Origin of the sequence: Nostoc sp. (assembly GCF_036917575.1) — a bacterium.
Lineage (GTDB): Bacteria > Cyanobacteriota > Cyanobacteriia > Cyanobacteriales > Nostocaceae > Nostoc.
The window spans coordinates 1-26,009 of the sequence record NZ_JBALDC010000030.1; the positions used below are offsets into that span (position 1 = coordinate 1).

At 41.8% G+C, this 26,009-nt stretch carries 23 protein-coding genes and 1 tRNA gene; 8 read left to right on the forward strand and 16 right to left on the reverse strand.

Annotated features, from left to right (window positions below; all coding sequences use genetic code 11):
* Nucleotides 1–268: 268 nt before the first annotated feature.
* Together V7K79_RS07225 and V7K79_RS07230 are read right to left on the reverse strand one after the other, a co-directional pair.
* Nucleotides 269–339: transfer RNA gene (locus tag V7K79_RS07225), tRNA-Cys, on the reverse strand.
* Between the two features lie 245 nt (nt 340–584).
* On the reverse strand, nt 585–1,175 hold the full coding sequence (locus tag V7K79_RS07230; RefSeq protein ID WP_335046078.1) for a chromophore lyase CpcT/CpeT: 591 nt from the start codon (nt 1,173–1,175) through the stop codon (nt 585–587).
* Between the two features lie 358 nt (nt 1,176–1,533).
* On the opposite strand from V7K79_RS07230, the gene V7K79_RS07235 reads away from it, so the two are divergent.
* Together V7K79_RS07235 and V7K79_RS07240 are read left to right on the forward strand one after the other, a co-directional pair.
* Nucleotides 1,534–2,760 (forward strand): tetratricopeptide repeat protein, encoded by a 1,227-nt coding sequence (locus tag V7K79_RS07235; protein ID WP_335046080.1) that lies wholly within the window; start codon nt 1,534–1,536, stop codon nt 2,758–2,760.
* A 64-nt stretch (nt 2,761–2,824) separates the two neighbouring features.
* Nucleotides 2,825–3,583, forward strand: a complete 759-nt coding sequence (locus V7K79_RS07240) for a Uma2 family endonuclease (RefSeq protein ID WP_335046081.1) — start codon at nt 2,825–2,827, stop codon at nt 3,581–3,583.
* A gap of 215 nt (nt 3,584–3,798) precedes the next feature.
* On the opposite strand, the gene V7K79_RS07245 is transcribed toward V7K79_RS07240, so the two are convergent.
* The 3 genes from V7K79_RS07245 to V7K79_RS07255 form a co-directional block, all read right to left on the reverse strand.
* The gene (locus tag V7K79_RS07245) at nt 3,799–4,038 is read right to left on the reverse strand and encodes a hypothetical protein (protein ID WP_335046083.1); all 240 of its coding nucleotides are present in this window, start codon (nt 4,036–4,038) and stop codon (nt 3,799–3,801) included.
* 54 nt (nt 4,039–4,092) lie between these two features.
* Entirely contained in the window at nt 4,093–4,332 is a 240-nt protein-coding gene (locus tag V7K79_RS07250) for a hypothetical protein (RefSeq protein ID WP_335046085.1), read from the reverse strand.
* A 111-nt stretch (nt 4,333–4,443) separates the two neighbouring features.
* The gene (locus tag V7K79_RS07255; RefSeq protein ID WP_335046088.1) at nt 4,444–4,875 is read right to left on the reverse strand and encodes a hypothetical protein; all 432 of its coding nucleotides are present in this window, start codon (nt 4,873–4,875) and stop codon (nt 4,444–4,446) included.
* Nucleotides 4,876–5,412: 537 nt separating this feature from the next.
* On the opposite strand from V7K79_RS07255, the gene V7K79_RS07260 reads away from it, so the two are divergent.
* Nucleotides 5,413–5,805: a hypothetical protein gene (locus tag V7K79_RS07260; protein ID WP_335046091.1), complete on the forward strand. Its 393-nt coding sequence runs from the start codon at nt 5,413–5,415 to the stop codon at nt 5,803–5,805.
* Nucleotides 5,806–5,990: 185 nt separating this feature from the next.
* On the opposite strand, the gene V7K79_RS07265 is transcribed toward V7K79_RS07260, so the two are convergent.
* The gene (locus tag V7K79_RS07265) at nt 5,991–6,998 is read right to left on the reverse strand and encodes an aldo/keto reductase (protein ID WP_335046093.1); all 1,008 of its coding nucleotides are present in this window, start codon (nt 6,996–6,998) and stop codon (nt 5,991–5,993) included.
* A 165-nt stretch (nt 6,999–7,163) separates the two neighbouring features.
* Complete coding sequence (locus V7K79_RS07270) at nt 7,164–7,472, reverse strand: RNA recognition motif domain-containing protein (protein WP_292748621.1); 309 nt, start codon at nt 7,470–7,472, stop codon at nt 7,164–7,166.
* Between the two features lie 404 nt (nt 7,473–7,876).
* On the opposite strand from V7K79_RS07270, the gene ilvA reads away from it, so the two are divergent.
* Entirely contained in the window at nt 7,877–9,388 is a 1,512-nt protein-coding gene (gene ilvA / locus V7K79_RS07275; protein ID WP_335046095.1) for a threonine ammonia-lyase, biosynthetic, read from the forward strand.
* 200 nt (nt 9,389–9,588) lie between these two features.
* Here the strand turns inward: ilvA and V7K79_RS07280 are convergent, their stop codons facing one another.
* From V7K79_RS07280 to V7K79_RS07290, 3 genes are all read right to left on the reverse strand, one after another.
* On the reverse strand, nt 9,589–10,629 hold the full coding sequence (locus tag V7K79_RS07280; protein ID WP_335046097.1) for a hypothetical protein: 1,041 nt from the start codon (nt 10,627–10,629) through the stop codon (nt 9,589–9,591).
* A 10-nt stretch (nt 10,630–10,639) separates the two neighbouring features.
* Nucleotides 10,640–10,885 carry a hypothetical protein gene (locus tag V7K79_RS07285; RefSeq protein WP_335046099.1) on the reverse strand — a complete coding sequence of 82 codons (246 nt, stop codon included), beginning with the start codon at nt 10,883–10,885 and terminating at the stop codon, nt 10,640–10,642.
* A gap of 562 nt (nt 10,886–11,447) precedes the next feature.
* Nucleotides 11,448–12,929: an energy transducer TonB gene (locus tag V7K79_RS07290; protein WP_335046101.1), complete on the reverse strand. Its 1,482-nt coding sequence runs from the start codon at nt 12,927–12,929 to the stop codon at nt 11,448–11,450.
* A gap of 346 nt (nt 12,930–13,275) precedes the next feature.
* Here V7K79_RS07290 and V7K79_RS07295 point away from each other — a divergent pair, with 346 nt between their 5' ends.
* Entirely contained in the window at nt 13,276–13,944 is a 669-nt protein-coding gene (locus tag V7K79_RS07295) for a MotA/TolQ/ExbB proton channel family protein (RefSeq protein ID WP_335046104.1), read from the forward strand.
* A complete protein-coding gene (locus tag V7K79_RS07300; RefSeq protein WP_335046107.1) occupies nt 13,931–14,335 on the forward strand; it encodes an ExbD/TolR family protein in 405 nt (134 codons plus the stop codon). The genes V7K79_RS07295 and V7K79_RS07300 overlap by 14 nt, the downstream gene beginning before the upstream one ends.
* 721 nt (nt 14,336–15,056) lie before the next feature.
* Here V7K79_RS07300 and V7K79_RS07305 read toward each other — a convergent pair.
* Complete coding sequence (locus V7K79_RS07305) at nt 15,057–15,644, reverse strand: Uma2 family endonuclease (protein WP_335046109.1); 588 nt, start codon at nt 15,642–15,644, stop codon at nt 15,057–15,059.
* 382 nt (nt 15,645–16,026) lie between these two features.
* Here V7K79_RS07305 and V7K79_RS07310 point away from each other — a divergent pair, with 382 nt between their 5' ends.
* The gene (locus tag V7K79_RS07310) at nt 16,027–16,482 is read left to right on the forward strand and encodes a nuclear transport factor 2 family protein (protein WP_335046111.1); all 456 of its coding nucleotides are present in this window, start codon (nt 16,027–16,029) and stop codon (nt 16,480–16,482) included.
* 426 nt (nt 16,483–16,908) lie between these two features.
* Here V7K79_RS07310 and V7K79_RS07315 read toward each other — a convergent pair whose 3' ends face one another.
* From V7K79_RS07315 to V7K79_RS07335, 5 genes are all read right to left on the reverse strand, one after another.
* On the reverse strand, nt 16,909–17,601 hold the full coding sequence (locus V7K79_RS07315; protein ID WP_335046114.1) for a hypothetical protein: 693 nt from the start codon (nt 17,599–17,601) through the stop codon (nt 16,909–16,911).
* Between the two features lie 222 nt (nt 17,602–17,823).
* Nucleotides 17,824–19,407: an anthranilate synthase component I gene (trpE, locus tag V7K79_RS07320; RefSeq protein ID WP_335046115.1), complete on the reverse strand. Its 1,584-nt coding sequence runs from the start codon at nt 19,405–19,407 to the stop codon at nt 17,824–17,826.
* A 131-nt stretch (nt 19,408–19,538) separates the two neighbouring features.
* Nucleotides 19,539–19,961 carry a photosystem I reaction center subunit II PsaD gene (locus V7K79_RS07325; RefSeq protein WP_335046118.1) on the reverse strand — a complete coding sequence of 141 codons (423 nt, stop codon included), beginning with the start codon at nt 19,959–19,961 and terminating at the stop codon, nt 19,539–19,541.
* 297 nt (nt 19,962–20,258) lie between these two features.
* Nucleotides 20,259–22,268, reverse strand: coding sequence for a DICT sensory domain-containing protein (locus V7K79_RS07330; RefSeq protein ID WP_335046120.1), 2,010 nt, complete (start codon nt 22,266–22,268; stop codon nt 20,259–20,261).
* 308 nt (nt 22,269–22,576) lie between these two features.
* Nucleotides 22,577–22,729, reverse strand: a complete 153-nt coding sequence (locus V7K79_RS07335) for a hypothetical protein (RefSeq protein ID WP_335046122.1) — start codon at nt 22,727–22,729, stop codon at nt 22,577–22,579.
* Between the two features lie 937 nt (nt 22,730–23,666).
* Here V7K79_RS07335 and V7K79_RS07340 point away from each other — a divergent pair.
* On the forward strand, nt 23,667–25,958 hold the full coding sequence (locus V7K79_RS07340; protein ID WP_335046124.1) for an amylo-alpha-1,6-glucosidase: 2,292 nt from the start codon (nt 23,667–23,669) through the stop codon (nt 25,956–25,958).
* The last annotated feature ends 51 nt before the right edge of the window (nt 25,959–26,009 follow it).

Genomic DNA, 26,009 nt, shown 5'->3' on the forward strand with positions numbered 1-26,009 from the left:
TTGCTAAATGAAGGAGGTCTTGTTATTAAATGGGAGCGTAAGATTAAAAACAAAGGTAATGCTGTTTATTAAATTTAGCTGCGTAGCAGCTTAGTAATGAGTTGAGTACCCTTAAGATTTTCTTTACGAATCAGCTCTCAGGAGATTAGCGATCGCATCTTATAAACTTGTAAATTATCCCGGTTGATAGTTTAGGCTGCTTTTAATTTACTATAGTAAACAGCATAACCCTTATAAAATAAGGGTTATTGAGAAATAATTAGTTAAAAGGCGGCACCCGGATTTGAACCGGGGGTGGAGGTTTTGCAGACCTCTGCCTTACCACTTGGCTATGCCGCCACAGCAAGAAACCCTGAACTACTTTAATGTTTCTAAACAGATATTTTAGTAGGCATTTAGTAGCCATAGGACGCTAGTTAAACCATGATAGCATAGGATTCTGAGGTAGAGATAGTGGGTTAACTGGATGTTTCTGGTAGTCTTTAGGCGATCGCTAAAAGGTAGCGATTACAAGTTGACCAAACCACAAACTACTCTTGGCAGATTAAAAAAATTTTGGGTTGTAACTCCTCACTCCTCACTTGTTACACCTTTACTTCATCGGCAAAACTACCCCAACGCAGAAAGTGAAATGGGCCGGCGATAGAACCCCAGAGACGTTCATTGGTGTCTAAATCCCTTCCCCGGTCGAGGCTGAAAAATTCTTTAGCGTCAATCTCAAATTCGTTATCTAGATAAGTATTTTTGCCGTCGCGAAACACTATGCAGCCTTTGCCAGGTTCAACTCTGCCTTTGAAGCTTTTACCTGTCCACTCTACAACCATGTTGCAGCCTGACATTTTTTCTAATTGGTCAACAGACAATTCTTTAAGGCGTTCGGGTTCGCGAGATGCACCGTAAAATTTCTCTTCTTGTTTAACGGTATAGTGTTCAATCGCAATGTGGTTTTCTGCCGGAATCAACTTCATTACCCGCATCCGGTAGGGTTGATTGAGTGCAAAATCATAAGCTTGTTCGAGAAATAAACTTACTCCTGAGAACAACTCTAAGGGAAGGGGACGGATACAGACGCGGATATGAGCATAAAAAGGCGGATTTTCAAAAGCTTGTTCTTGATTGCTAAAGTCAGCTGCCATCCAACGGGCTAAAGTGGCGATATCAGTAGAATGAGTCATTACAAAACGATTGACTAGTTACTTAAATATTATCTAGGATTATTTTGACACTCCCCTGACTCAAAAATCCTGGCTGCGATCGCAATTTTGAAATTATATCTACGATAGATGCTCTAACTAAAGAAAATTTGGCTGCTTCAGTACAAGTTAAACTGCTGACATTTTGTACTTAATAACTAAAACTTGTTAGGCATTTATTTTTGCAAAATTTGTACAGTGCTTATTACCTGTGTGCTGAAGCCACATAGCTCTCATGTAGGCTTTTCTTGTAAAGCTGGAGAATAGTTAGTCAATAATAGGGCATGGGGATAATCGCTAATTATCTCATGCAATTCACTCAAGGTAAAGTAAAGTACCCATGCTCAGGCACTTAATTGCGATCGCTACTGCCACTATACTCTTTAACAATTCCTTTGCACTGGCAGAGAGTAAACCGCCGAAACCACCCGATCAATTTCCTCCCAGTCCTTTAGAGATTACCACACCCGATCCGCTGTCACCACGATCGCCCAAGGATAAACAACCGTTAACTCCCCAAGAACGGCAAAAGTTAGAACCAGCGTTAGATGCATTAAATCAAGATGCGGCAGCGAAACTGCAAGCAGGTGAACCGATTGCGGCGTTTGAAATTTGGAACCGAGAATTACGTTTGCGGCGCTTTTTAGGTTCATTAGCAGAGGTGCAAGCATTATCACGAGTTGGGGCGATCGCTTGGAAGCAAAACAACAGCCAAGAAGTACAATATATTACGCAACGATTGCAAGCAATTCAAAAGCAAGCCCAATCTCACAAAAAAACTACCCCAATCGATTTAGAATTGTGGCGATCGCTAGGTGAAGCTTACAAAAATGTGCGCTCGTCTAAACTGGCCATAGAAGCTTACGACCAAGTTTTGCTAGTGGTGCGACAACAACAAGATCAAATAGCGGTATTAGAAACCCTCAAAACAATTGGAGAACTGCATTTGAGTTGGTTTGATTATCGCAAAGCTGCGCCAATTTATGAGGAATTGTTGAGTTTCGCTACATCCCAAGGCGATCGCGTCAACGAGGTAAGATATCTGCAACAGCTGGCTTATATTTACGAGCAGACAGACCAACCGCAGCAGTCTTTGAATGTACTTAACAAACTAACAGAAATTTATGCCAATGAAAATAATCTTACGAAAATATTAGAATTAAAGCTAGCGATCGCTTCAGATTACGAATCTCTAGCCAAGAAAGATCCTAACTTACTGCTAGAAGCTTTTAAAAATTATCAAGAGGCTTATACCACTGCTTGGCAATTAAAGGAATACGTTCGTGCTGGTGATGCTTTGCAGAAGTTAATTGCGCTATATCGTTCCCAAGGACAAACACAGGAGGCTTTGCAGGCTAGCGAAATTTTGGTGCAGATACAGGCGCAAGCCGCCAACTTTTACGGAATGATGCAAGCTTATGACCAAATTGGGCAATTATATGTAGAACGCAAAGAATTTCCTCAAGCACTAACAGCTTTTCAACAAGGGTTAAAACTGGCGCAACAACTCAAACATCAAGAAGCATACTTTACTGGACAAATTGCAAAACTGTCGAAAGCAAATTAACTGAAATTTCTGCGATCGCTTAACATAAAAATACCCGCCACGCTTACCCACAAGGTGAAAAGCTATGTCAGAAACTACCCTAGCTGCACCAGATATTCAACTCCCACCCACCCAAGCAGAATTACCCGATGATGACGGTATCCCGATGGAAAGCGCACGACACAAAGCCCAGATGGATTTGCTGATAGATGCTCTGATACCTTGGTTGGAAGAACGAGAGGATGGGTTTATCGGCGGTAATATGTTTGTTTACTACAGTCTGGCCCAGGTGCGAAACAAAGACTTTAAAGGGCCAGACTTTTTTGCTGTGTTGGGAGTCCCGAAAGGAGAACGTCGCAGTTGGGTGGTTTGGGAAGAGGAGAAAGCACCAGATGTAGTTATTGAGTTGCTTTCTGACAGCACAGCCCAAGCAGACAAAAACTTAAAAAAGCTAATTTATCAAAATCAAATGCGGGTTCCAGAATATTTCTGGTATGACCCTTTTAACGCTAATGATTTGGCTGGTTTCTCTATTGAAAAAGGAGCTTATCAACCGATTGCAATCAATGCTCAAAATCAGTTGGTGAGTCAATCTTTAGGGTTAGCATTGCAGTTGTGGCAGGGAAGTTATAAAGGTATTGATGCTACTTGGTTACGCTGGGCAAATTTGGCAGGGGAATTGCTGCCAACTCCTGAAGAAAAGCAACGCCAAAGGGCAGATAAGGCAGAATCACAGTTATTACAAACTGCACGCAACTTACTTGAGTCTGGGATGACAGTGGAACAAGTAGCGAGGTTAACAGGTTTGAATGTATCTGAGATAAATACTCAAAAGGATGGATGATTTGTGAAATTTGTTTAAGCGATCGCTCCACCAACGCAATCATACAAGCGAGCGCACTGGTCATACTTGCAGTATTTTTCTGAAAGTAGCAGAGTATCAATTGAACAGCGATATCTACGACGAGCTATGACGCTGCGCGAATGCTATCGGTGTCGCATTTTTGTTGATGAAAGAATAGGGATGTTTAACAACAAGTTAAGGAAGCGTCTACGCATCTAATCGGGGACTTGCACAATGTCAGCAATTGCATTTCCCAAACGAGTAAAGTGATTTGGATTCAAAGTAAACAAAGTGTCTACCTGTGCTTTTAAAGCAGCTTGAGCAATTAAAGCATCAAAAATACCGCCACCTGGAAGATTTAAGGTTGCCATCTGAGCGTAGGCGTAGCCCATCGAAGATATCGCAGCCTGATAGTCATTGAAAAGCAGTGGAACTCCCTCTAAATACTGTGACATATCTACAATAATCATCTAGGCTTGTTGGGGACTAATACGCGTAGGATATCTAGATCAATACCAGGCGACTTGTTCTTGAAGGCTTAAAAGTCTTCCTCCTAATTCTTGGGGAATCTCCAAACCAAACTGCAACCGGAAAAACTCTAAAACTTCGGCGGCGAGATTGGTTTCTCTGTCGTTAAACCAGGCAATTCCCCCATAATCTTGTTGATATCGTCTGGCGTATTGGGTGGCTAATTCAGTTTTGCCCACACCACCCATTCTGGCTATTGCTACATAGTCTTTGCGCTGCAAGTCTTCACGCAGTATTGTCAGTTCCGTTTCTCGCCCGACAAAATGAACAGAACCGTGAGGGATAGATTTTGTGGGAGTTAACTTTGTCCGTTCCCCGTCAGACGACTTTAGTCAGTTAAAGGTGACTGGGGCGTTAAATGTGTTGCCCTGAAAGACATTTTTGATTTCATCTGCTAACTTCTGATAGTTGATGACACTTAAGGACTGTTGCAATTTTAGAGAGTCAGCTTGTTGTTGTAAAGATTGAATAAAATTGGTATTTTTTTCAGCTTTGGCTGCTTGTACCAATTCTTGTGCAGCTTGAGCCACTTCCGGGTTAGCTTTAGCTGCTGATTCCACTTCCAGTATAGCTTTGCCATAATCAAGTGGTTGCTCTGGTGCTTTCTCTATAGCAACTACAGTATGGGGAGACTGTTTTTTGAGGGTGACGAGAAACTTACCAGTCTTATCCAATAAAGTTTCTGTTAGCTTTTCGGTTGTTTTTTCTAAGGCTTTGGTGGCTATTATAGTGCCAACAGCGATCGCCGCAGTTTCAAGTATCATAATCCTGCCTTAACTATGTGTATCTTATTTACTTATTAACACACCGCTTTTGTGATAAATTCCGCAGCTAAGTTAAAAAAACTTAGATTTAACCCAGTGTTACAGATTTTGCAGAGTTCCGCATTATTTGCTCAATTCATTGCCTGTGATATCTAGGTTTTTGGAGTTGAAACCAGTTGCGGTTACTAACATTGCTACTAACATCGCGCTTTAAGTTACTAAAATAACCAGTTTAGTTACCACGACGACGATTTTTGTTACAAACATGATTCTTTTCGTTACAATATTGCGAGTTTGTTACTAAAATAACCAGTTTAGTTACCACGACGACGATTTTTGTTATAAACATGATTCTTTTCGTTACAATGTTACGAGTTTAGTTACCACGACGGCGATTTTCGTTACAAATATCATAGTTCTCGTTGATATTGCTGAATCAGTGGTTACACTCGATACCAATATCTGTGGATTTTACCCAACCAAAATTAGGCTTTAGTAGGGCAAGCTAGCTTTAGAACACATAAAAAGAAGATAATTATGCCTCGGCAAAAGCGTACATATCGCGTTCTAGAAAAAGCTGAATTGAGAATCGCCGGACTCAAAGCAATCGATCCTCGCATGGATTTTGGGGATGCTCGGAACTTGCAAAATCTTACACAAATAATTCAGCAGTACCGTAGCAAAATAGATACTTATAATACCACTCTAGCTATGATTGACTCTTACACAAATGAGATGAAAGAGTTAGAAAAAAATTTGAGTGAGTTAAGTGAAAAAATGCTCCTGGGAGTTGCCTTTAAGTACGGCAAGGACAGCCATGAATATGAAATGGCGGGTGGTGTTCGCAAAAGCGATCGCGTCCACAGAAGCTTAGTCAATCGCTTAAAAGCTAGTACAGATGAAGTCTCTAATAATACCCAAACTGTATGATATCATCAATAGACTCTTAACAAAAGTCTTAATTTGACCAAATAATTACTAATTCGTAATTAAGAAAGTCTAATTTAATCTGGCTCCGTGGGTTTGGATCTGTATCATTATTTTTAGGAAATGGTATCAGTCGTGGTTAAAATACGTGTTTGCAATGATTCATATTCTAATTCAGCGACCTTGAATCACTTAGTTTGAAAGATATTTTGTACCATTTTTTTGTCTGTATTCGCCGACGCTTTATCTAACTCTGCAATCTCACCAGCGTCTAATTGCCAACCTAATGCACCAAGATTCTCCTTTGCTTGTTCCACGCTCTTTGCTCCAGGGATGGGAATAGTTCCTTTACAGATGCACCAATTAATTGCTACCTGTGACATAGTTTTGTTTCTGAACTGTGCCACCTCTCGCAAACATTCCAAAAGCGATTTGCTAGCAGAAGCCGCTTTGCCTCTACGCATTCCTGATAACATTTGCTTAAATAACAGACCTCGAATACCTTTAGGCAAAGGGCCTTGCTCAGAGTATTTCCCTGTCAATAGTCCCAAAGCTAGAGGACTGTAAGCAATCAATTTGATGTCTAACTCATCACAAACGTCTTTGAGATGGAGTTGAGTAACAGAATATGTAGACAACAGAGAGTATTGAACTTGCAGAGTTGTAATCGTAACACCTCGTTGGGCAAATTTTTTATGCACTCGCTGAAGCCGTTTCGGCCCATAATTGGATAATCCCACGCCCTTAACCAGTCCTTGCTCATACAAATCGGCAAGACCATCTAAAAGTCCTTCTTCTTGCCAAGGAGCATAGTTTGCTGTTGACCAGTGCATCTGTACCAAATCGACATTTCTTCCCAAGCGTTGGGCAGATGACTGACAAGCCTTTATCATTGATTCACGCGTCCATCTCCACGGGTAAGCAGCAAGCTTAGTTGCAATACAAATATTTTCTTTGCCTAAACCTACATATTCTTGGTTGAATCGTCCTAGTAGTAACTCACTACGACCATTCAATCTCCCAGTACCGTAAGAATCACCTGTATCAAATAAAGTTACACCGTTGCTTACACAAAGGTTAAAGACGGCTTGCAACTGCTCATCCATACTTTCGTCATATCCCCAAAGCAGTTGGTTTCCCCAGGCCCAAGTGCCGCAGCCCATGCTTGGGAGGGATAGTTTTTGGAGAGTCTGCATCTTTGCTGTTTGTAGATTGCCTTATTAATTATCAGGCATATATAGCAGTCCGAAATTATTCATTAAAGAAAGGCAGGGGGCAGGGGCAGGTTTAACCGAAGCACAAAAAAGGCAGACACTTTGTCTGCCCTTAAGACCTTAGAGTTAAATTTTTGGTTTTAGTCTTTAATAACGGCCACCACCACCACCGCCACCATAGTTTCCTCGTCTACCACCAGAGGAACCGCCGTCTGTCTTGGGTTTGGCTTTATTAACTTTTAAGCTTCTACCCATCCATTCAGCATTATCAAGGGCATCAATTGCCGCTTGTTCTTGCGCATCTGATTCCAATTCCACAAAGCCGAAACCTCTCATCCGACCTGTTTCTCGGTCGATAGGCAATTGAACATTTTTTACAGTTCCGTATTCTGCAAAGACTTGCCGGAGGTCATCTTCTTTAACCTCATAAGATAGATTACCGACGTAAATTGACATAGAATGTCTCCAGAATCAAAGGATGTAGAGATTTAGATCGGGAGAGGTCTGTAATACAAGTATATATAAAAACAAACTGTACAGCCGAATTTCATCTTCCACGCATACTTTAACATAAATTGAGAAGTTATGTTATTAAGCAAGAGTATACTTAATCTGTCAATCTAAATACTCGAATAGTTGGCAACACTTGTTTAAAATTAACTTACCAGCGATCGCATGAAATTCGCAGCAATCAAAAAGTTTCCATAACTGAACTTATTTTTCTTCAAAGAAGATTAATTAGTAATTTTTAAATTCCGTTCAATCAAAATTTATAGAGAGAGCAATTTCATAAAAGCAGTGCGATCGCTTGTAACGTAAAATTAATATTCCATCCAGCATTTGCTAACAGCTTGACACCCATGTTTTGCGACTACCTCATCCAAATCCTGACTGCCCGTGTGTATGATGTTGCCCAGGAAACACCACTGGAGTCTGCTCCAAATTTATCTGCGCGGCTGAATAATCAACTTTTGTTGAAACGTGAGGATATGCAGTCAGTGTTTTCTTTTAAACTGCGGGGTGCTTATAACAAGATGGTGCAACTACCAGCAGATATATTGGCACAGGGTGTAATTGCTGCATCTGCGGGAAACCATGCTCAAGGAGTCGCTCTTGCAGCCCAACGCTTGGGAACCAGAGCGATTATTGTTATGCCAGTAACCACACCTCAAGTAAAGGTAGATGCAGTGAGAATGAGGGGCGGAGCTGTGGTGTTATATGGAAACACTTATGACGATGCTTATAGCTATGCGCGTGAATTGGAAGTAGAAAAAGGATTGACTTTTATTCATCCCTTTGACGATCCCCATGTGATTGCTGGACAGGGAACAATCGGGATGGAAATTTTACGGCAATATCAACAACCCATCCATGCAATTTTTGTGGCAATTGGCGGCGGCGGATTAATTTCTGGGATTGGGGCTTATGTAAAACGGTTGCGTCCCGAAATCAAGATTATTGGTGTTGAACCGATTGATGCTGATGCCATGTCTCAATCACTCAAAGCCGGACATCGAGTACGCTTGTCCCAAGTAGGGTTATTTGCTGATGGCGTGGCGGTGCGGGAAGTAGGTGAAGAAACCTTCCGTTTATGTCAGCAGTATGTAGATGAAATTATTTTGGTGGGTACAGACGATACTTGTGCTGCGATTAAAGACGTATTTGAGGATACGCGATCGATTTTAGAACCGGCTGGTGCATTAGCGATCGCAGCTGCCAAAGTCTATGCCGAACGAGAACAAATCGAAGGACAAACTTTAATTGCTGTCGCCTGTGGTGCAAACATGAATTTTGATCGCCTCCGCTTTGTTGCAGAACGCGCAGAGTTGGGCGAACGTCGCGAAGCAATCTTTGCAGTCACAATTCCAGAGCAAAGGGGAAGTATTCGCCAGTTTTGTGAATGTATCGGCAACCGTAATCTTACAGAGTTTAATTATCGCATTGCCGACGAAAAAACAGCCCATATTTTTGTCGGCGTGCAAATTCAAAACCGTGCTGATGCTGTCAAGATGGTAGAAACCTTTGAAGCTCATGGATTTGAAACCCTTGATTTAACGGACGATGAGCTAACTAAACTACATCTGCGGCACATGGTAGGTGGACACTCTCCCCTAGCTAACAATGAATTACTCTACCGTTTTGAGTTTCCCGAACGTCCCGGCGCATTGATGAAGTTTGTTACTTCCATGAGTCCCGACTGGAATATTAGTCTTTTTCACTACCGCAACAACGGGGCAGACTACGGACGAATAGTTGTTGGTATCCAGGTTCCCCCCCATGAGATGAAAGATTGGCAAGCTTTTCTCGACCGCCTGGGCTATCGCTATTGGGATGAGAATAAGAATCCAGCATACAAGCTGTTTTTGGGATAGGTGGGACTGGGGACTGGGGACTGGAGGAGATGGGGGAGAGTGTGGGAGCAGGTAATAGGGAGCAAACAATAAAGGTGCAGAGAGAGGCAAAGGAGTAGAAAAACAATCCCTAATCCCCAATCCCTAATCCCCAATCCCTAATACTCCAATCCCCAATCCCTAATCCCCAATCCCCAGTACGCAATACCCCAATCCCCAATTTAACGAGAATTCCCCTTAGATATCAGATTTGAATCCCAAGTATAGAAGCCGATTTGATTAGGAACCCTAGCGAATCTACCTATCCGATAACCTCTAGATAGTTCATTCAGTACCTTATTTTTGATCTCTCTAATTTGCTCAGAATCTAGTTCTCCATAAATTCCGGTGATGACTTCAGCAACGCTGAAAACTTTACCTGGATTTTGTTTTAACAGAGAGGTAAGGGCATCAATTAAGAATTGACCCTCAAAGGCTTTGAGCATCGGTACTGTTTTTGTCGGGGGGACGAAAGGCTTCTTATTTTTGTTCTTGGTACTCCTAGAAGCACCATTGCGATTACTTGGGGCTACCAAACTTAAATCCAGAGTATAACAACCTGGCTCATCGGGAATAGTTACCCAGTAATTCCTTTCTCTACCTTGAGTGAGAGAAGATTGCACCCTACCTTTAACTACTTTGAATAGATGGTAATCTAACTCTCCATAAAGCGATCGCACGATAAAATCAATATGACAAACAATGCCTATGTGCTCTTGCAACAGCTGTTTTATGGCTTCCATTCGCGAGATAGCGTGCTGATACTGAGGTAGCATCGGGATTTCCCCTACCTTCATTGAACTATCGTTGTTCTCTGGAGCAATGTTTGGATCTGTTGATGTCGTTAGAGATTGATTCTCTTCTGTATCAACAGCAGCAGAAAAGGAATTATTTATCTCAACTCGGTCTGAGTCTTTTTCTACTGACTCTAAAGACTCCACTAAGTTGATTTCGTCGATGTTATTAAGAGGTGATAAAAGCCGCAGAGAACCTTCTGGGGAAAGATTTGAGGTTTCATCAGCCGCCGTCAGACTTGATATCTGCTTACTGTCATCAGAAAAAGACCAGTTAGACAACAACGCTTCTACATGATCGAGCTGCGATCGTGCCTGCACAAAGAGGCGTTCATACTCTTCTGTCTGGCGAGCATAATAGTCTCGTAATTCCAACAGTGGTGAGAGAAAGTTGCCTGGAGGCGGTTCTAATTGTCCATTTTGAATCATAGGGCTTTAATCAATTTAAATCCATGTCACTTTTATAAGACATTGCTCTGGGTTTTGCTTTGTGAGATGCTGGCTGGGATTTCTTAGGCGGTTGGGGAGGGCGACATCTCTCACAATATAAAGGTCGAGGGCCGAAAGTCTCACGTTTTGTCAGATCGTTACACTCTTTACAGACAAACTGGAAAACACGAGTATGAATCTGTCTTTGATGGGCCCTGACAGTATATTCTCTAACATCAATGAATTTACTTGCCATAATCAGGAATTGTGAATTGCCGTCGGATCAATGTCATATCAATATAGCTATTCAAGCAAATCAAACCGCATCAGTGTGTGTTTATGTAGAAGTTTTATTGAAATCAGTGAATCTGACGCCTAGCGTAAAGTGCAGATGAGCAACTTGAAAGTTAGCTATTGACTATATCTCTCAGCATATAATTGGAGATGAGCAAACACTACTATTATTCTTTAGGCGCAGCGATTTACATTGCCCTCATTAGAGAAATTGGGGATATAATAAAGTGTAAAATTATTCACGTTATCGCCAGTGCGTTTAATTTCTCATCATAAAATTACCGCACTCCTAACTCTTCTTCCTCATAGTAGAGGGGTGGTGCTTAACGTGGCTATTTCCATCTAAAAAACAACCGCCTCCTAAAAACAGGAGGCGGCGCTCGTCGCTAATCAAAATATAGGACTCTATTTGATTGTGTAAAAAAACTTGCCCTCAACTTGAAAAGACTGATTCTCTACTCCCTGACGGGAGCAAATAAGTTCAAAAATCAAATAGGACTCCTATATATGATTCTTGTAATAGACTACTGCTGACTAGGAGCAGCAGGCGGTGCAGCAGGTTGCGATTGACGTTGTTGGCGTAAACCGCGCAAAGAGTCCCGCAACTTGCTCTGACTAGTGTTTTCTCTTGGCCGCCGATTTGTGGTTGCTTGTGGTTGTTGTGAAGAATTGGTATCGGCTCGTTCACGCCGGATACGGCGTAGGGACTCTCTGGCACTTCCTTGAGTGCGATTTATCCTCGCTTCAGATGATGAACCGGAAGTAATAATTTCTCGCCTTTGAGGTTCTAACCGTCTACTCAATCCAGATATTGCTGGTCTTGTGGCTGTAGCTTGATTAGATGGGGGTGTCAACTCTCTGCGCCTACGTCTGGGATTTTCTTGTACGGAGTTGGCAGCAGCTGCTACCTGCTGGGTTCTTTCTTCTACTTCTCTTTTTCTTTGTTGTTGGTATTGGCGGTATTGCTGGGAACCTTCTTTATAAGCCGAAGAGTTTACTCGCACCCCTTGTCTGCCACCTTGTGCTGAGTTAAACTTCCATTCACGCGCTTGTCTCACCTGTTCTTCATCCAATTCACGGTTTCCACTGGAGCTGGTTACCCGCACATTAGTGACATTACCTTGATTATCAGTATCGAAAGCCAAACCTGTACGGCCTTCGATTCCTCGCCGTTTAAATGACTCTGGATACTTGAAACCACATTTGCGGCAGGCTGGACTACCATTACCATTATCTGAACTGTTAACTTTTGGAGGTGTTGGAGGTATTGGCGCTGTTGCTACTGTTGGACGGTTTCCTACTCCATTACCTATACCACTGCCAGAGCCAGAACCAATTCCTGAACCTCTACCACTGCCTATCCCTGAGCCTATACCACTGCCGGAGCCAGAACCAATTCCTGAACCTCTACCACTGCCTATCCCTGAGCCAGTACCTGTACCTGTACCTGTACCTGTACCTGAACCTGTACTTAAAGCAACGCCAGAGCCAGAACTACCAGAGTTATCTGTCAGGACTGAACTTCCACCGCCGCCGCCACCACCACCGCCGCTTTGAGGAGCAACAGTTTTCACAGGAACTTCCGGCTTAGGAGCAATTTCCCTATTTGTTGGTTGTGGGTTTTGAGTAGTTTGTTTTGGTTCTTGAACTGGCTGAATTGGAGTAGTTTGTTTTGGTTCTTGAACTGGCTGAATTTTTGGTCTTTCAAGCAATTCTTGTACTGGTTTTTGTACTATTGGAGTTTCTATAGACTGTTTTTCAACAATTTTGGGTTCTTCTGGAATTTTTTCAATTGGTTTTTCTGGTTCTGGAGTCGGAGCATCAATGATTGCCACCTCTATTGGTTCTTCTTCTCCTGTGGGCACTCTTATCAAATAATTACCTATGCCTGAGGATAGTACGCCGATATGCAGCGCCAGTGAACCTATCAGACTGTAAGTCAGAAAAGACTTGAGAGCCTCAACTTCTTTGGAACGTTGATCGACAGTAGTGCCGGAAAAGCTCATAGCTATTGCTACCTATTCTCACTAGTTTAGTCATCTTAGAATGCATGGTTGCAAATATCAAGTAAAATTTAAAATTATTTTGGGCAGTGTTATAAACAGCATACTTAACAAGAAAAATATCTTTGAAACCAGAAATGTTGATTATGATGATTTCTAGATAAAATTAATTATGTTTTGCCTTAATTAAATTAATTTATGTAAAACAAAAAAAGATTAAATAAAAATAATGAGAATTAGGTTTGAAAAAATTACCATTATATTTTAAACTTTCTTGAGAAAAAGTTTCATTTTGCCCTTGATTCTGGTAGTCTGATTTTGTATTGTTGATGACGTTTAGAGGCACTACATGGGAATTCAGCATTTATTTGAAGCAGGCGGTCTGGTCATGTTCCCCCTGCTGGCGTTTTCGGTGTTTGCAGGGGCATTAATGATTGAGCGGGCGAAGTTTTGGATACAGATTGGTAAGCGTCAAAACCGGGTGGTGCGAGAGGTTTTTAATCTTTATCGACTTGATAATCTCGTTAGTGCTGTGGATAAGCTGCAAAAAAATGTAGATTTACCCATAGCACGCATTTTTCTGGCTGGACTACAGCTAGAAAGACCGACTCCAGAAAAATTTCGTTTGGCTTTGAAAAGCGAGGCACAAGCCGAAATCCCTACGCTCAAGCGGTTTCAAGCTGTATTTGACACCATTATTGGTTTAGCGCCTCTGTTAGGACTTCTCGGCACAATTTTAGGATTAATTCGCTCATTTGCTGGATTAAATGTTGGTGATGTCGGAGCTACTAAAACTGGTGCAGTTACTGCTGGTATTAGTGAAGCTTTAGTTGCTACCGCCACAGGATTGATTGTAGCTATCTTCGTGCTTATAGGAGCTAGCATCTTCCGGGGATTATACCAGCGACAGATAACAATGATTCAAGAGTACGGTGGACAGATGGAAATACTGTTCCTTGATCGCTACGAACAACATAATCGCTACGAACAACAGGAGAAGTCCTATGGATCTAGATGATAATGAACCAGATTTACCACCATTTATAAATGTAGTACCTCTGATAGATGTAATGTTTGCCCTTTTGACATTTTTTATCATGTCAACGCTGTTTTTAACACGCTCAGAAGGGTTGCCAGTAAATCTACCGAAGGCAGCGACGGCGAAGGAACAGCAAATTCCCACTAAAGTTACCATCACTGTAGATGAAAAAGGTCAGGTAAGCTTAAATCGCGATCCAATAGCAGTTAATGATTTAGCAGCGCGAGTGCGGACTTTAGTTGGTTCCAACCAAGAGACATTAGTGGTTATTAATGCCGATCAAAAAGTCTTGCACGGTGAAATAGTGGGGATAATGGATCAAGTACGTCAGGTGAAGGGTGCAAGGCTAGCGATCGCTACTCAAAGATAACAAGTATAAATACTATTTATCTCAATATTTTAAGATGTTTAGACCTAGGCTAACATCTTTCCATCCATTAAAATCGCTTGCTTCAAATTCACCAACCATTTCAATAACACTAGCAGCCAGAATTAACGTAACTCTTTATTCTGGCTCTTAACTGCAAACTCCTTCTTTTCTAATACACATTTCCAGCAATCTATTATATGTTGCCCAGAATCTTTGTTATACACAATTCATAAATTTTGCCTATCTGATTTTCACTAGATGTTTAATTTTAACGGCAGTAACTTTTATTAGTGTAGGTTTTGGCAACGTCAAGTTTAAGCCGAATGTTTCCATTTTAGTGTCTACAATCACGACATAATCCAAACTGACTTGATAAATTGCTAATTACACGAACAAAATAAGGCACAGCAAATTTATACAAGTAAGTAGATTATCTGATGACTATTCCAGAGTCTATTAAAAAATTTCATTACATGGATACAAGAGACCTCTTGCAAAAGTCCTAAATGCGTGAGAAATGAGGCGATTGAGCAAGCTAAATTTTATAGTAATCATTCTAAAACACTATTTTTTATTGTCACTATCGGATATTTATTTGGATTATAGAAAATGGGAAAATATCTTTTTCACAAGCTCAGTTAAATGCTGTTAAACAGGCTTTAAGACTACTTTGTGAACAAAGTCGCTTTGAAATGCGCTATATTTATCCAAATCGATAAAGCTACATAATCTGCTGTAAATCCAATACAAATCCAGGTAATACATTTTCTCCTGATAAACTAGCAGGATTGTCTAATACCTCTACATCTTTACCTGGACGATAAATTTCGACTTGCTTATTTTTCCGATCGATTAACCAGCCTAATTGAGTGCCATTTTCGATATACTCCTGCATTTTCTCTTGCAATTCTTTCAAGGAATCAGTATGAGAACGCAACTCTACTGCAAAATCAGGACAAATCGGGGCAAATTTTTCTTGTTGTTCTGGGGTTAAAGCATTCCAGCGCTCAATTTTCACCCAAGAAGCATCAGGAGAACGTTCTGCACCATTGGGTAGGGTGAAGCCAGTTGAAGAGTCAAAAACTTCGCCTAAACTACTCTGAGAGTTCCAAATGTCTAATTGAGTGGTAATTTTAACATTACGTCTGCCAGTGTCACTACCTGTAGGTGGCATAATTAATATTTCCCCTGATGCTGTGCGCTCAAATCTATAATTATTATTTTTCTGACACATCTGGAAAAATTGCTCATCAGTCAAGTCAATTTTCAATTTGACTGTAGAAGGGAAAGTGGTTGTCGTAGCGTTCATAGGCTATTTTAAGCATCTTACTTTTTAGTGTAGTGCTGTGTGGGGTGCGATCGCACTTTATACAACTTGCAACAAAACGTAAGGTACGAACGTATACAGGCGTAGTATGAATAATGGAATTATAGAAATAATTATTGGCAAAAAGTCAATTTTCAGACATAGCATACATATAGTTTTATCTTCTTAAAAACTTTGATCGCTAACCATAAGATAGTGAGAGGGCGATCACCAGTTTTGGCTGTAGAATTAACATCAATGTTACAGACATTCTGCATCCAATCAAAACCTGACTTTTTGCAAGAGCGATCGCAATCAAAGTAACTTCTGGTTAAATGTTACTAATGCTCTATAGCTTGATACTTTAAAGGGTAGAAAAATCTAGATGCTTTGGTTCTCTCAATGGCTAGTGTTAGGAACTATATTTGTTATCTTAACTTTTAGCACACCTTTATTTGCCAGTCAGTCTATGAATCAACAAGATATCCAGATATTAATAGAAAAAGCTAAAGATGCATGGATTGCTCAAGATATCGATGCTCTTGCACAAATGTTTACGGTTGATGGAGAACTAATTGTGCCTGGTCAATACTGGCGTGGGCAAGAAAGAATTCGAGAAGAACTTACCCATTTTAAACAACAGTATTCAGATATTAAAATACAAATCCACCGAATAATCATTGGAGAAAATCAGGCAGCAGTAGAATGGTACTATGAAGATACAGAAAAGGCAACAGGTCTTTGTAATAAAGCAGATGATGTAATTGTTGTAGATTTCAAAGATAGTCAAATTAGTCGTTGGCGTGAATATTTTGACACACAAACGCCAATTAACAGATAGTTGCATTATGCATGACACACCAATATTCTTAATTCAAAATAAATTAAGGATATTGGCATGGCAAAATTGCAAAATTAACTTGTAATGTAAAAAAACATTAGGACGTTTACCACCTCAGACCGCTCTGATAAAGAATTTAACCTCACCTTGGTGATAATGAAGTGGAGGAAGCGACAAAAACTCCACACCGTCAAAGGTTTAGATTTATTTACATTGTTCAAACATCTGCGGTCGCTCTCCTTCGATGTCTGATAAAGGGCCACTGCGGCATAACACCCATACAATGTTGTTTGTTTACATAAACTAGAATAGCTAACAGTTGGATGAAAAACTCTCTCTCCCAAGTATAAACAATAGCTAGCCAAGAGAAAGAGCTATATTATTTATACAAGTTAGTCTAAAGTAAGATTTTAATTCTTTTTAACTTTAGCTACTCATTTTACGTCGTTGGGACTGTGTTTGGTTAAACTGCTTTTGTTGTGGTGTTAATTGGTTGTAATCACTTGAAGATTGCATATCCCATTGTAATTCTGCTAGTAATAGTAAATTAACGGTCATAATTAGACCCGTTGAGAGAAACTGCATCACACCGCAGTACGGCAAAACTAAAATTCCCAGAAAATGAATACACCCCATCAGAATAAATGTGCGTGAACGCATTCCTACCCCGGTGCAAAGGTAGCCAATGGCACTCAATCCTAACCACAGTGGACATAAACGGCTCAATACCTCTCCCCATCCCAAAAAAATGCTCAGATCGGTCAAGATTAAACCTATTATCATTAAAATCGCCCAGCTATAAATAACCCAGCGTAGCTGCTCTACAGTTGCCCAAAACCAAGTTAAACTTACCATACCAACTGTACCGAATAAGGTAAGCACTGACCACAAAATTGCTTGGCTACTCCAGCTAATGGGTAGAAACTGGGCGGTTATAAAAATTCCAGATGAAATTAGTCCCCAGAGAATAAATGCTTGATCGACACGAGTATAAAACTTTGAAAAGAGGATGAAATTTCCAATTTCGTAGTTTAGACAGACTAGACCTTGAATATCTTGAAAATCTAGCTCTTGCTGTTTTTCACGCACGAACGGCTCAGAGGAATTGAGAAAAGTCATCGAAAATCTATTACTCTTAGTAGATGAAGAAATTATTACTCTATCTAAAGATAGATTATTATTGAAATATAAACAAGTAAACAATAGTTGAAATATTCTTGAGCGAAAAAGATTCTAGGAATCAATACTATTTAATATTGGTGATTGAGGGCTAGGGGAAAGGTTACAGAGAATAATCTTTACCCTCTAAGCTATACCCTATTCCCTTGTTCAGTCCCGACTTTAACGCAAACAACGAATAGCTTCTAATAAACCTCTAGCTTTATTCAGCGTCTCTTCGTATTCTTTCTCTGGCTCAGAATCAGCTACCAAACCTGCACCAGCTTGTACGCTAACCGTATTATCATGTACTACCATTGTGCGAATTGCGATCGCAGTATTTAATTGTCCTTCAAAATCGTAATATCCATACACACCTGAATAAACACCCCGACGACTAGACTCTAACTCGTGGATAATTTCCATCGCCCTAATCTTGGGTGCGCCGCTTACCGTACCTGCTGGGAAGGAAGCTTTCAGTAAATCCCATGCTGTTTTACCAAGTGCTAATTTACCCACAACATTGCTAACAATGTGCATCACATGGGAGTAGCGTTCAACCACCATTAATTCATCGACTTTGACGCTACCACTTTGACAAACACGCCCCAAATCATTCCGCCCTAAATCTACAAGCATCACGTGTTCGGCAATTTCTTTGGGGTCTTGGAGTAAATCCTCAGCAAAGTCCGCATCTTCTTTAGTGGTTTTACCCCGTGGACGCGTCCCAGCAATTGGGCGTACCGTTGCTATTACTCCACCATCTGCATCAGTTTCGGCTTTGACCATCACTTCCGGACTAGAACCGATGATTTGCCAATCTTGGAAGTTAAAGTAAGCCATGTAAGGTGAAGGATTTATCTGACGTAGCGACCGATAAAGGGCAAAAGGGTCGCCTGTGTATCCTGTTGATAGTCGCTGGGAAATTACTACTTGAAAAATATCACCTGCTTTAATGTAATCTTTCGCCTTCTCAACGCTGGCACAAAAATCAGGGCGGGTAAAATTACTCTGATACTCCTGATACTCCTCTGCGCCTCTACTCACGCCAGTCACCTCAACGGGGAGAACCCCCGCACGGCGCTCGCTCCCCTGCTCCTCTGCTCCTCTGCTCCCTGGCGGTTTCCATTCCAATCGAGTTTTTTGTGGCGATAGAGGTAGAGATAGCTTTTCCAGCATTTGGGTGACGCGATCGCTAGCTTGTTGATATGCTGCTTTTAAATCTACATTCGGGTCGCGTAAATCAGCATAAGCGACCGCCCAAATTTTCCGCTTCACCTGGTCAAAAATCAACAAGTGGTCTACCTGCATCCACAACCCATCAGGGATATTTCGCTCATCTGGTGGATAAATTGGCACACGCGGCTCAATCCACTGAATCAATTCATAGCCCCAAAACCCAAATAAACCGCCAATCCCTGGCGGTAGCTGTGGTAATTTCACTGGGTGATAAGGTGCTAAACACTCGGCTAAAGCTGTAAAAGGGTCGCCTGCAAAAACCACCTGCGAACCATCGCGGTTTTTTTGAGTCGTGCGATCGCCCCTTGCTTCCAAAACCCACACCGGATCGCAGCCCACTAAACTATAGCGTCCCAGCTTTTCACCACCTTCTATCGATTCCAACAAAAAGCTATAGGGCTGACCTGCACAGACTTTATACCAAGCAGATACGGGCGTATCTAAATCCGCTACCCATTCTTGATATACCGGAATGAAGTTGCCTTGTAGAGCTAGCTGAGAAAATTCGGAGAAATCGGGGAATACCATAAATTGCTTAGGGATGGGGCATTGGGCATTGGGGATTGGGGCATGGGGATTAGGATTGGGTATCAGAAGGATTTCCTAATACCCAGTTTTTAGTTCCCAGTCCCCAGTTCCCAGTCCCCAATCCCTAGTCTCTATACGTCGTGGGTAGCTTTACCACTAAACTTGATTTGTGCTTGACTGGGGTTTTCCCCGATGCTGCGTGGGACATAACGCACTTTTTCACGACCTTCATTCACCTTTTCAGGGAAGACGCCATCAGCTGGGTGAAGCAAGGTAGTTTCTCCGTTGGGTAAAATCCGGTAAATTTTGTAATCTGTGATTTTGAGTTTACGGAGTTGCTGACCGCCCAAAAAGATGCCATATTCTTTACGAGCTATATGCAAGAGGTTTTCACCTTTCCGCATAATAGCAGCACCACCTGTAGGCAATTCAAATACTTGCTCTTTTGGGCTAGTCCAAGTGATAGCGTACTTTTCTTCAACTACTGCTTTGTTTAACAAACCACCAGTGCTGCCAGCAAATAGCGGGGTTTGTCCAGAGAGTGTTTCTGCCATAAAGATGATTCTCTCAACGTTTTTAGGGAATCCTAACACCGCAACCAGGATCATATTGCGATCGCGTCATAGACTGTAACAGTTTTTAGTCATTTGGACTTTGTCATTTGTCCAAAGTCTAATTCTTAAAATTTAATGCTCCATGACGGCAGTTGCTCCACTTGGGGAGCCACCGACGTGGGCGGGTTTCCCAACTTGAGGGGAGTGGCGTGAAACCCCTTGGCGCTAGCCTCTCCCTTTGGGAGAAGACCCCACTGCCTTCCCCATGCTCAATGTCCAATGACAAAGGACTAATACCTATTTACTCTTGACTTTTGTCCGCTTTTCCTCTTGGCTACTCTGAACTATCGGGATAGTGAAGTGAAACTGACTACCCTGATCTTTGCCAGTTGACTGTGCCCAAATTTCTCCACCCCAGGCATTAACAATTTGACGGCAAATTGCTAAACCAAGTCCAGTTCCGCCAGCAGTGCGGCGCAGTGATGCCTCTTCTTGATAGAAGCGGTCAAAAACTACTTCTAAACGATTTGGTTCAATGCCGCGTCCAGTATCAGCGACAGTCACTTCGACCATTTGACGGCTGTTGTCAATCGCTTTAATCGTGATTTCTCCTTGAGGTGGCGTAAATTTCAAAGCATTGTCTATGAGTTTTGCCAGTACCTCAACTAGCCAATCACCGTCAGCTCTGACCAGAGGTAGGTTTTCGGCAATTTGATTCTTGATTTGGGGCGGCTTTTCTGTTGAGGAACGCGTGCGATTTCGGCTGAGGGCTAAATCCACACATTCTTGTAAGGTAAGAGATTCTGGATGCCATTCCACCCGGCCGCTTTCCAAATTGGAAAGTGTAAGGAAATCTTGTACCAGTTTTCGCATCCGTTCCGAGTCGGAAAGAGCGGTGTTGAGCATCACCTGCTGCAACTCCAAGGGCATATCCGGTTCGCTAGCGAGACTTTCCAGGCACACTTGAATTGTGGATAGGGGGGTACGCAGTTCGTGTCCGGTGATAGCTATGAGGTTGCTGCGGGTGCGGTCTAGGGCTTCTAGTTGCTGGTTAAGTTCTTCTAGATTAGCGTAAGCTTCCGCTTGGATAAGAGCTGCTCCGACTTGGGTAGCGATCGCTTCTATCAAATCCAATTCCCCAGGTTGGCACTCGTGCGGTGGCATCCGGCAGTAATGTAACTCCACAATCCCCAATAATCGCCCTTGATAAAATACTGGTTCCATCAACCAAGAACGAATGGCAAACTTTTTGGCGATCGTAGAAAGTCCTGGCGATTTAGTAACGCGAGGGTCACTGAGCGTATCGCTGACACAAACACCTTCGCCTTGTTCCACAATGTCCCGAAATAGAGAATTTTTCTCTAACTCCCAGGTTTGTCCACAAACAGATAAAACACCAGGATTCAAAAACTCGTGTTCAATTATCGCTTGTTTATCTGTAGCTTGAGCGCGGTAAATTAAACACCGACAAGCTTTTAGGTGTTGCCCTAATTCTTGTGCCGCCACCTGGAGAACTTCGTGAGGATCGAGCGATCGCCGAATCGCAGTACTAATTGAGTTGACTAATCGTTCTTTTCGTGCTTGGGCAGCAATAGAACGGTAAGCTTTGTGTAATTTGTATTGACTAGCTTGCAAATAAGTTACTAAGCGCTGCACAAAGGGATCTGTATCAATGTCACAGGCATATTCATTGTACTGTTCTCCTCCAGACTGGTTTCGCGGCTCCCCGATGCCAAACCTCTGACGTGCCTGTTGAATTTTACTTATTAGTTCTGGTCTGTAAACTAAAATTCTATCTAACAGCAATTCGGCTGCTTTGAGGCTAACTCCCCTTTCCGATGTCCAAATTCCCTCAAATCTTCGGGCGGTGTCTATATCCAGATTAGGGCTTAGTTCCGGTAGTTGCTTGTTTTTAGCAATAGAACCAAGATTTTCTCGGCAAACCAGACAAGTGGCATAATTATCAGCAATCACTACCAAATGCCATTCCTGACTTAAACCATCCGTTGGCTCAAAAGCCACTTTTTCGTAATGTTCCGAACTGTTGGTGAAATCCGTTTCTGGAGCAGATAATACGTATATTTGATTGCTTCGTAAAGCAAGTCGCTGGTAGCGATGAGCTTCTTGGCGGTAGAATCGCTCTCGTTGGAAACTAGCAATTACTAGGGGTTGAGCTAAAGTCGCAGCCAAAATTTGATCTTCCATCGCGTGGGAGAGCGCCGTTAGTGAAGCCTTAAAATATAGCTGGGGCCGCAAGTAGGGTAGGGACTTTAGCAGATCACTCAGCACAAAAGTCGAAATGCTCATGAATTATTGTTAAACGCTCAACCTCGATCAGATCCACGTCACAGCTGCATTGTACAAATTCCAAGGGACTCTCAAGTTAAATAGACAGTTGCAATATGTAAAGAACGCTAAAAAGCGCTTTTCGCCAAAGCAGTCGTAACACTTTGTTACCAACTAAGGGGCGTGGGTACAATTTGATTTGTTAATTAACCAAAATTAGGGTGTAGGGTGCAGGGTGTGGGGGAGAAAGAGAAAATTGTATTTTTGTGCATGTTGCTCTTGGAGCCACCTTGGAATAAAAGCCCCCAACAAAATCTCCGATTTAGTGGTCATAAATCTTGTAGTGGGTTCAAGCCTCCACCAATCACCCGAACCTGCAATCCTACACCCCATACCTCATACCCTTCTTGTTGATAACCTATTACGCCCAATATACATTCTCGACACTTGATGCTTTTGCTTGCACAGGTAAAATCTTTCAAAAATAAGTATTAAAACATTAATTATTGTATGGTTTTAACTACTATGTTCGATAATAACCACAGACGATCGATTTACAGTCGATGCGTCGGCCAAATAGCCTGTCGTAGACATCACCTACTTTGCCGACGTTGATTTATACTAACTAAAGAAATTTTCTTACCCAAAAATCATGATTGTGACATTCACATAACTTAATCAATGATTAGTAATTAAACTTAATCATTTAATTATCATAAATTAGTCTAATCAAATACTAAAGATATTTAAGACAAAATCGTATTCTAATAAAGAAGCAAAAACTGTAAGCTTCACATTTTTACTGAGTATACTATATACCTTGTGTCTTTGAAAGTTCAACGGCTAAGAAATTGCCTCAAAACCCTCAGTTTTCAGTCTTGACCTCACACTCATAAAATATAAATTTTATCGACAAAGGCAGTTCTTGCTAAAAGCATGTCTATCTCCTGCCTCTATCAATAAGATTTGCTTATGTTTATATGGATATGAGCGCTGCTATTTTGTCAGCAATATGTCAGGATTATTTTGGCTCAAATAGCTCAAAGGAGTTTTTAAGAGCGTCTTTTTTCGGAAGTTGTGAGGATGAACAAAAAGCAGAGAGAATGGGGCAATGAGAAAACCGTATATTTACGGAGGTTTTCAGGTATTTAGACCAAGACTAAGACAAGGAGTAGGGAGTAGTGTAGTTCAATTACTTGAAAAGCGCTGTAAAAGCAGGGCAAGATTGCTGATCTGACTCTGCACTTTCTATCTTTCTACGATAGGCTGTCCTTTGTTTAAACTACGTGTCTCGACTAAATAAATTTAATTGCTCTGTCTCAAAGCAAAAGGGTATTTATTTTTCCCTCTGCCTCTTGGGTAAGAGACTTCTACTCAAAAGACCACAAAAATATAGACCTGTACACGGAACTTTGTCTAATGACACCGGATACGCTAATCACCCCAGAAAAAATTTTTCTGGATGGAAAAACTTTTATTCCTGCCGAACAATTACCGATCCCGGAGTGGCCTTGTGTTGTGGTTGAAAGATCGCAACCGACACTAACGGTTAAAGATGATGATTTATTTTTTGTGACAGATACTATCGGGAATATTTCTGGCTGTTCCCTCAATGATGGCAATCCCAGTATGGGACTGTTTTGTTGTGATACGAGATTTCTGAATCGTTTAGAGTTGCAAATTGAAGGGCGATCGCCTGTACTCCTCAGTAGTACTGCTGAAAAAGGGTTTTCACTCTCCGTTTTGTGTACCAACCCCAGAATTGACGAACGCCTAAAAGCCGAAACCGTAGGAATTCGTCGAGAAATCGTGCTGAATGGAGCATTATTTGAAGAAATAGAAGTATCTAACTACAGCACAACTACTGTCAATTTTGAACTAACCATCAGCTTTGATGCGGATTTTCTTGATTTATTTGAAGTCCGGGGCTATGACAGAGAAAAACGAGGTCGGCTTTTACGCCTAGTAGAACCGACGACTGAGGAAGGAACATCTTCTCACATCGATGGTGTTGCACCAGTACTTAAAGAGCCATCTCCCTATAAAGAAGAATCCTTAACACTCGCCTATCAAGGTTTGGATGGCTCAGTGATGGAATCCCGGATTCTATTCCAGCATCGGCAACCAGATTATTTTAAGGGTTACACTGCGGTTTGGCAGCTTGAGTTGGCTTCTCATGAAACTCGAAAGCTGGGCTACCGAGTGAATATGTTGAGAAACAACCAGTCCAGTTCAACTGTGAGCGCCGCCACCACATTAGGACAGGCAAAAGCTGCTGAGTGGATGGAGGAGCAACACTGGGTACAACAAATTACCCGCATTAGCTCAGATAAAAGTACTTTCAATCGAGTGATTGAGCGGGCTGAACAAGATATGTATTTGTTGCGCCAGTCTTTTGGGAAGCATAAGACTGTTTCTGCCGGAGTACCTTGGTTTTCAACATTATTTGGGCGAGATTCGCTGATTACAGCTTCCCAAAGCCTGATGTTAAACTCGCAAATCGCTAAGGAAACTCTGATATTACTGGCGACATACCAAGGTAAAATTGACGACGAATGGCGCGAAGAAGAACCAGGTAAGATTTTGCACGAGTTACGTTTGGGAGAAATGGCTCGTTGTGAAGAAATTCCCCATACACCTTACTACGGTACAGTTGATGCTACTCCCTTGTGGCTGATGCTCTATGCCGAACACTATGCTTGGACTTACGATAGAGAACTCCTAGAGCAACTTTGGCCCAATGCTCTAGCTGCAATGGAGTGGATTGATCGCAATACCAAAGAAACCAGCTACCTTAGCTACTTCCGTAGATCCAAACGCGGTCTTGTTAACCAAGGTTGGAAAGATTCCGGCGACTGTATTGTAGACCGCAAGGGAGAATTAGCCAACGGTCCAATTGCCCTTTGTGAGGTACAAGCTTACGTCTATGCTGCAAAAATACGTTTAGCAGAAATAGCTAGGATGAAGAAGCGGCTTGATTTGGCAGATCGTTGGCAAGAAGAGGCCAGAAATCTTAAGGTTCGTTTTAATCGAGATTTTTGGGTAGAAGATCAAGATTTCTGCGCCCTGGCTTTGGATGGAGATGGCAAGCCAGTAGATAGTATTACCTCAAATCCTGGTCATTGCCTGCATTTGGGACTCTTCACAGACGAAAAAGCTCATAGTGTAGCAGAACGATTGCGGGCACCAGATATGTTTAATGGTTGGGGTATTCGGACTCTAAGTAGTTTGTCACCCGCTTATAATCCGATGGGTTATCACATTGGTTCAGTTTGGCCCCATGATAACGCTCTGATTGCAATGGGATTGCGATCGCTCGGTCTTATCGATCAAGCCCTAGAAATATTTCAAGGTTTATTCGATATGACTCAGCAGCAACCCTATCAACGTCCTCCAGAACTTTTCTGCGGCTACGAACGGAACGGTGATAATGCCCCTGTACAGTATCCAGTTGCCTGTACTCCCCAAGCTTGGGCTACAGGTAGTATTTTTCAACTACTGCAAATGATGGTCAACTTAGTGCCTGACGCTCAAAATAACTGCTTGCGAATAATCGACCCTGCTTTGCCAGAATCGATTAATCGCTTGTCATTTTATAATTTACGAGTCGGCCCCACCATCCTCGATTTGGAATTCGAGCGTTCTGGAACTACGACTGCTTGTCGCGTTGCGAAAAAACGCGGCAATCTCCGTGTAGTTATTGAAGCTTAGGAAGAGAGTAGGGAGTAGGAAATTCACCACTCCCTATTTTATGATTGGTGC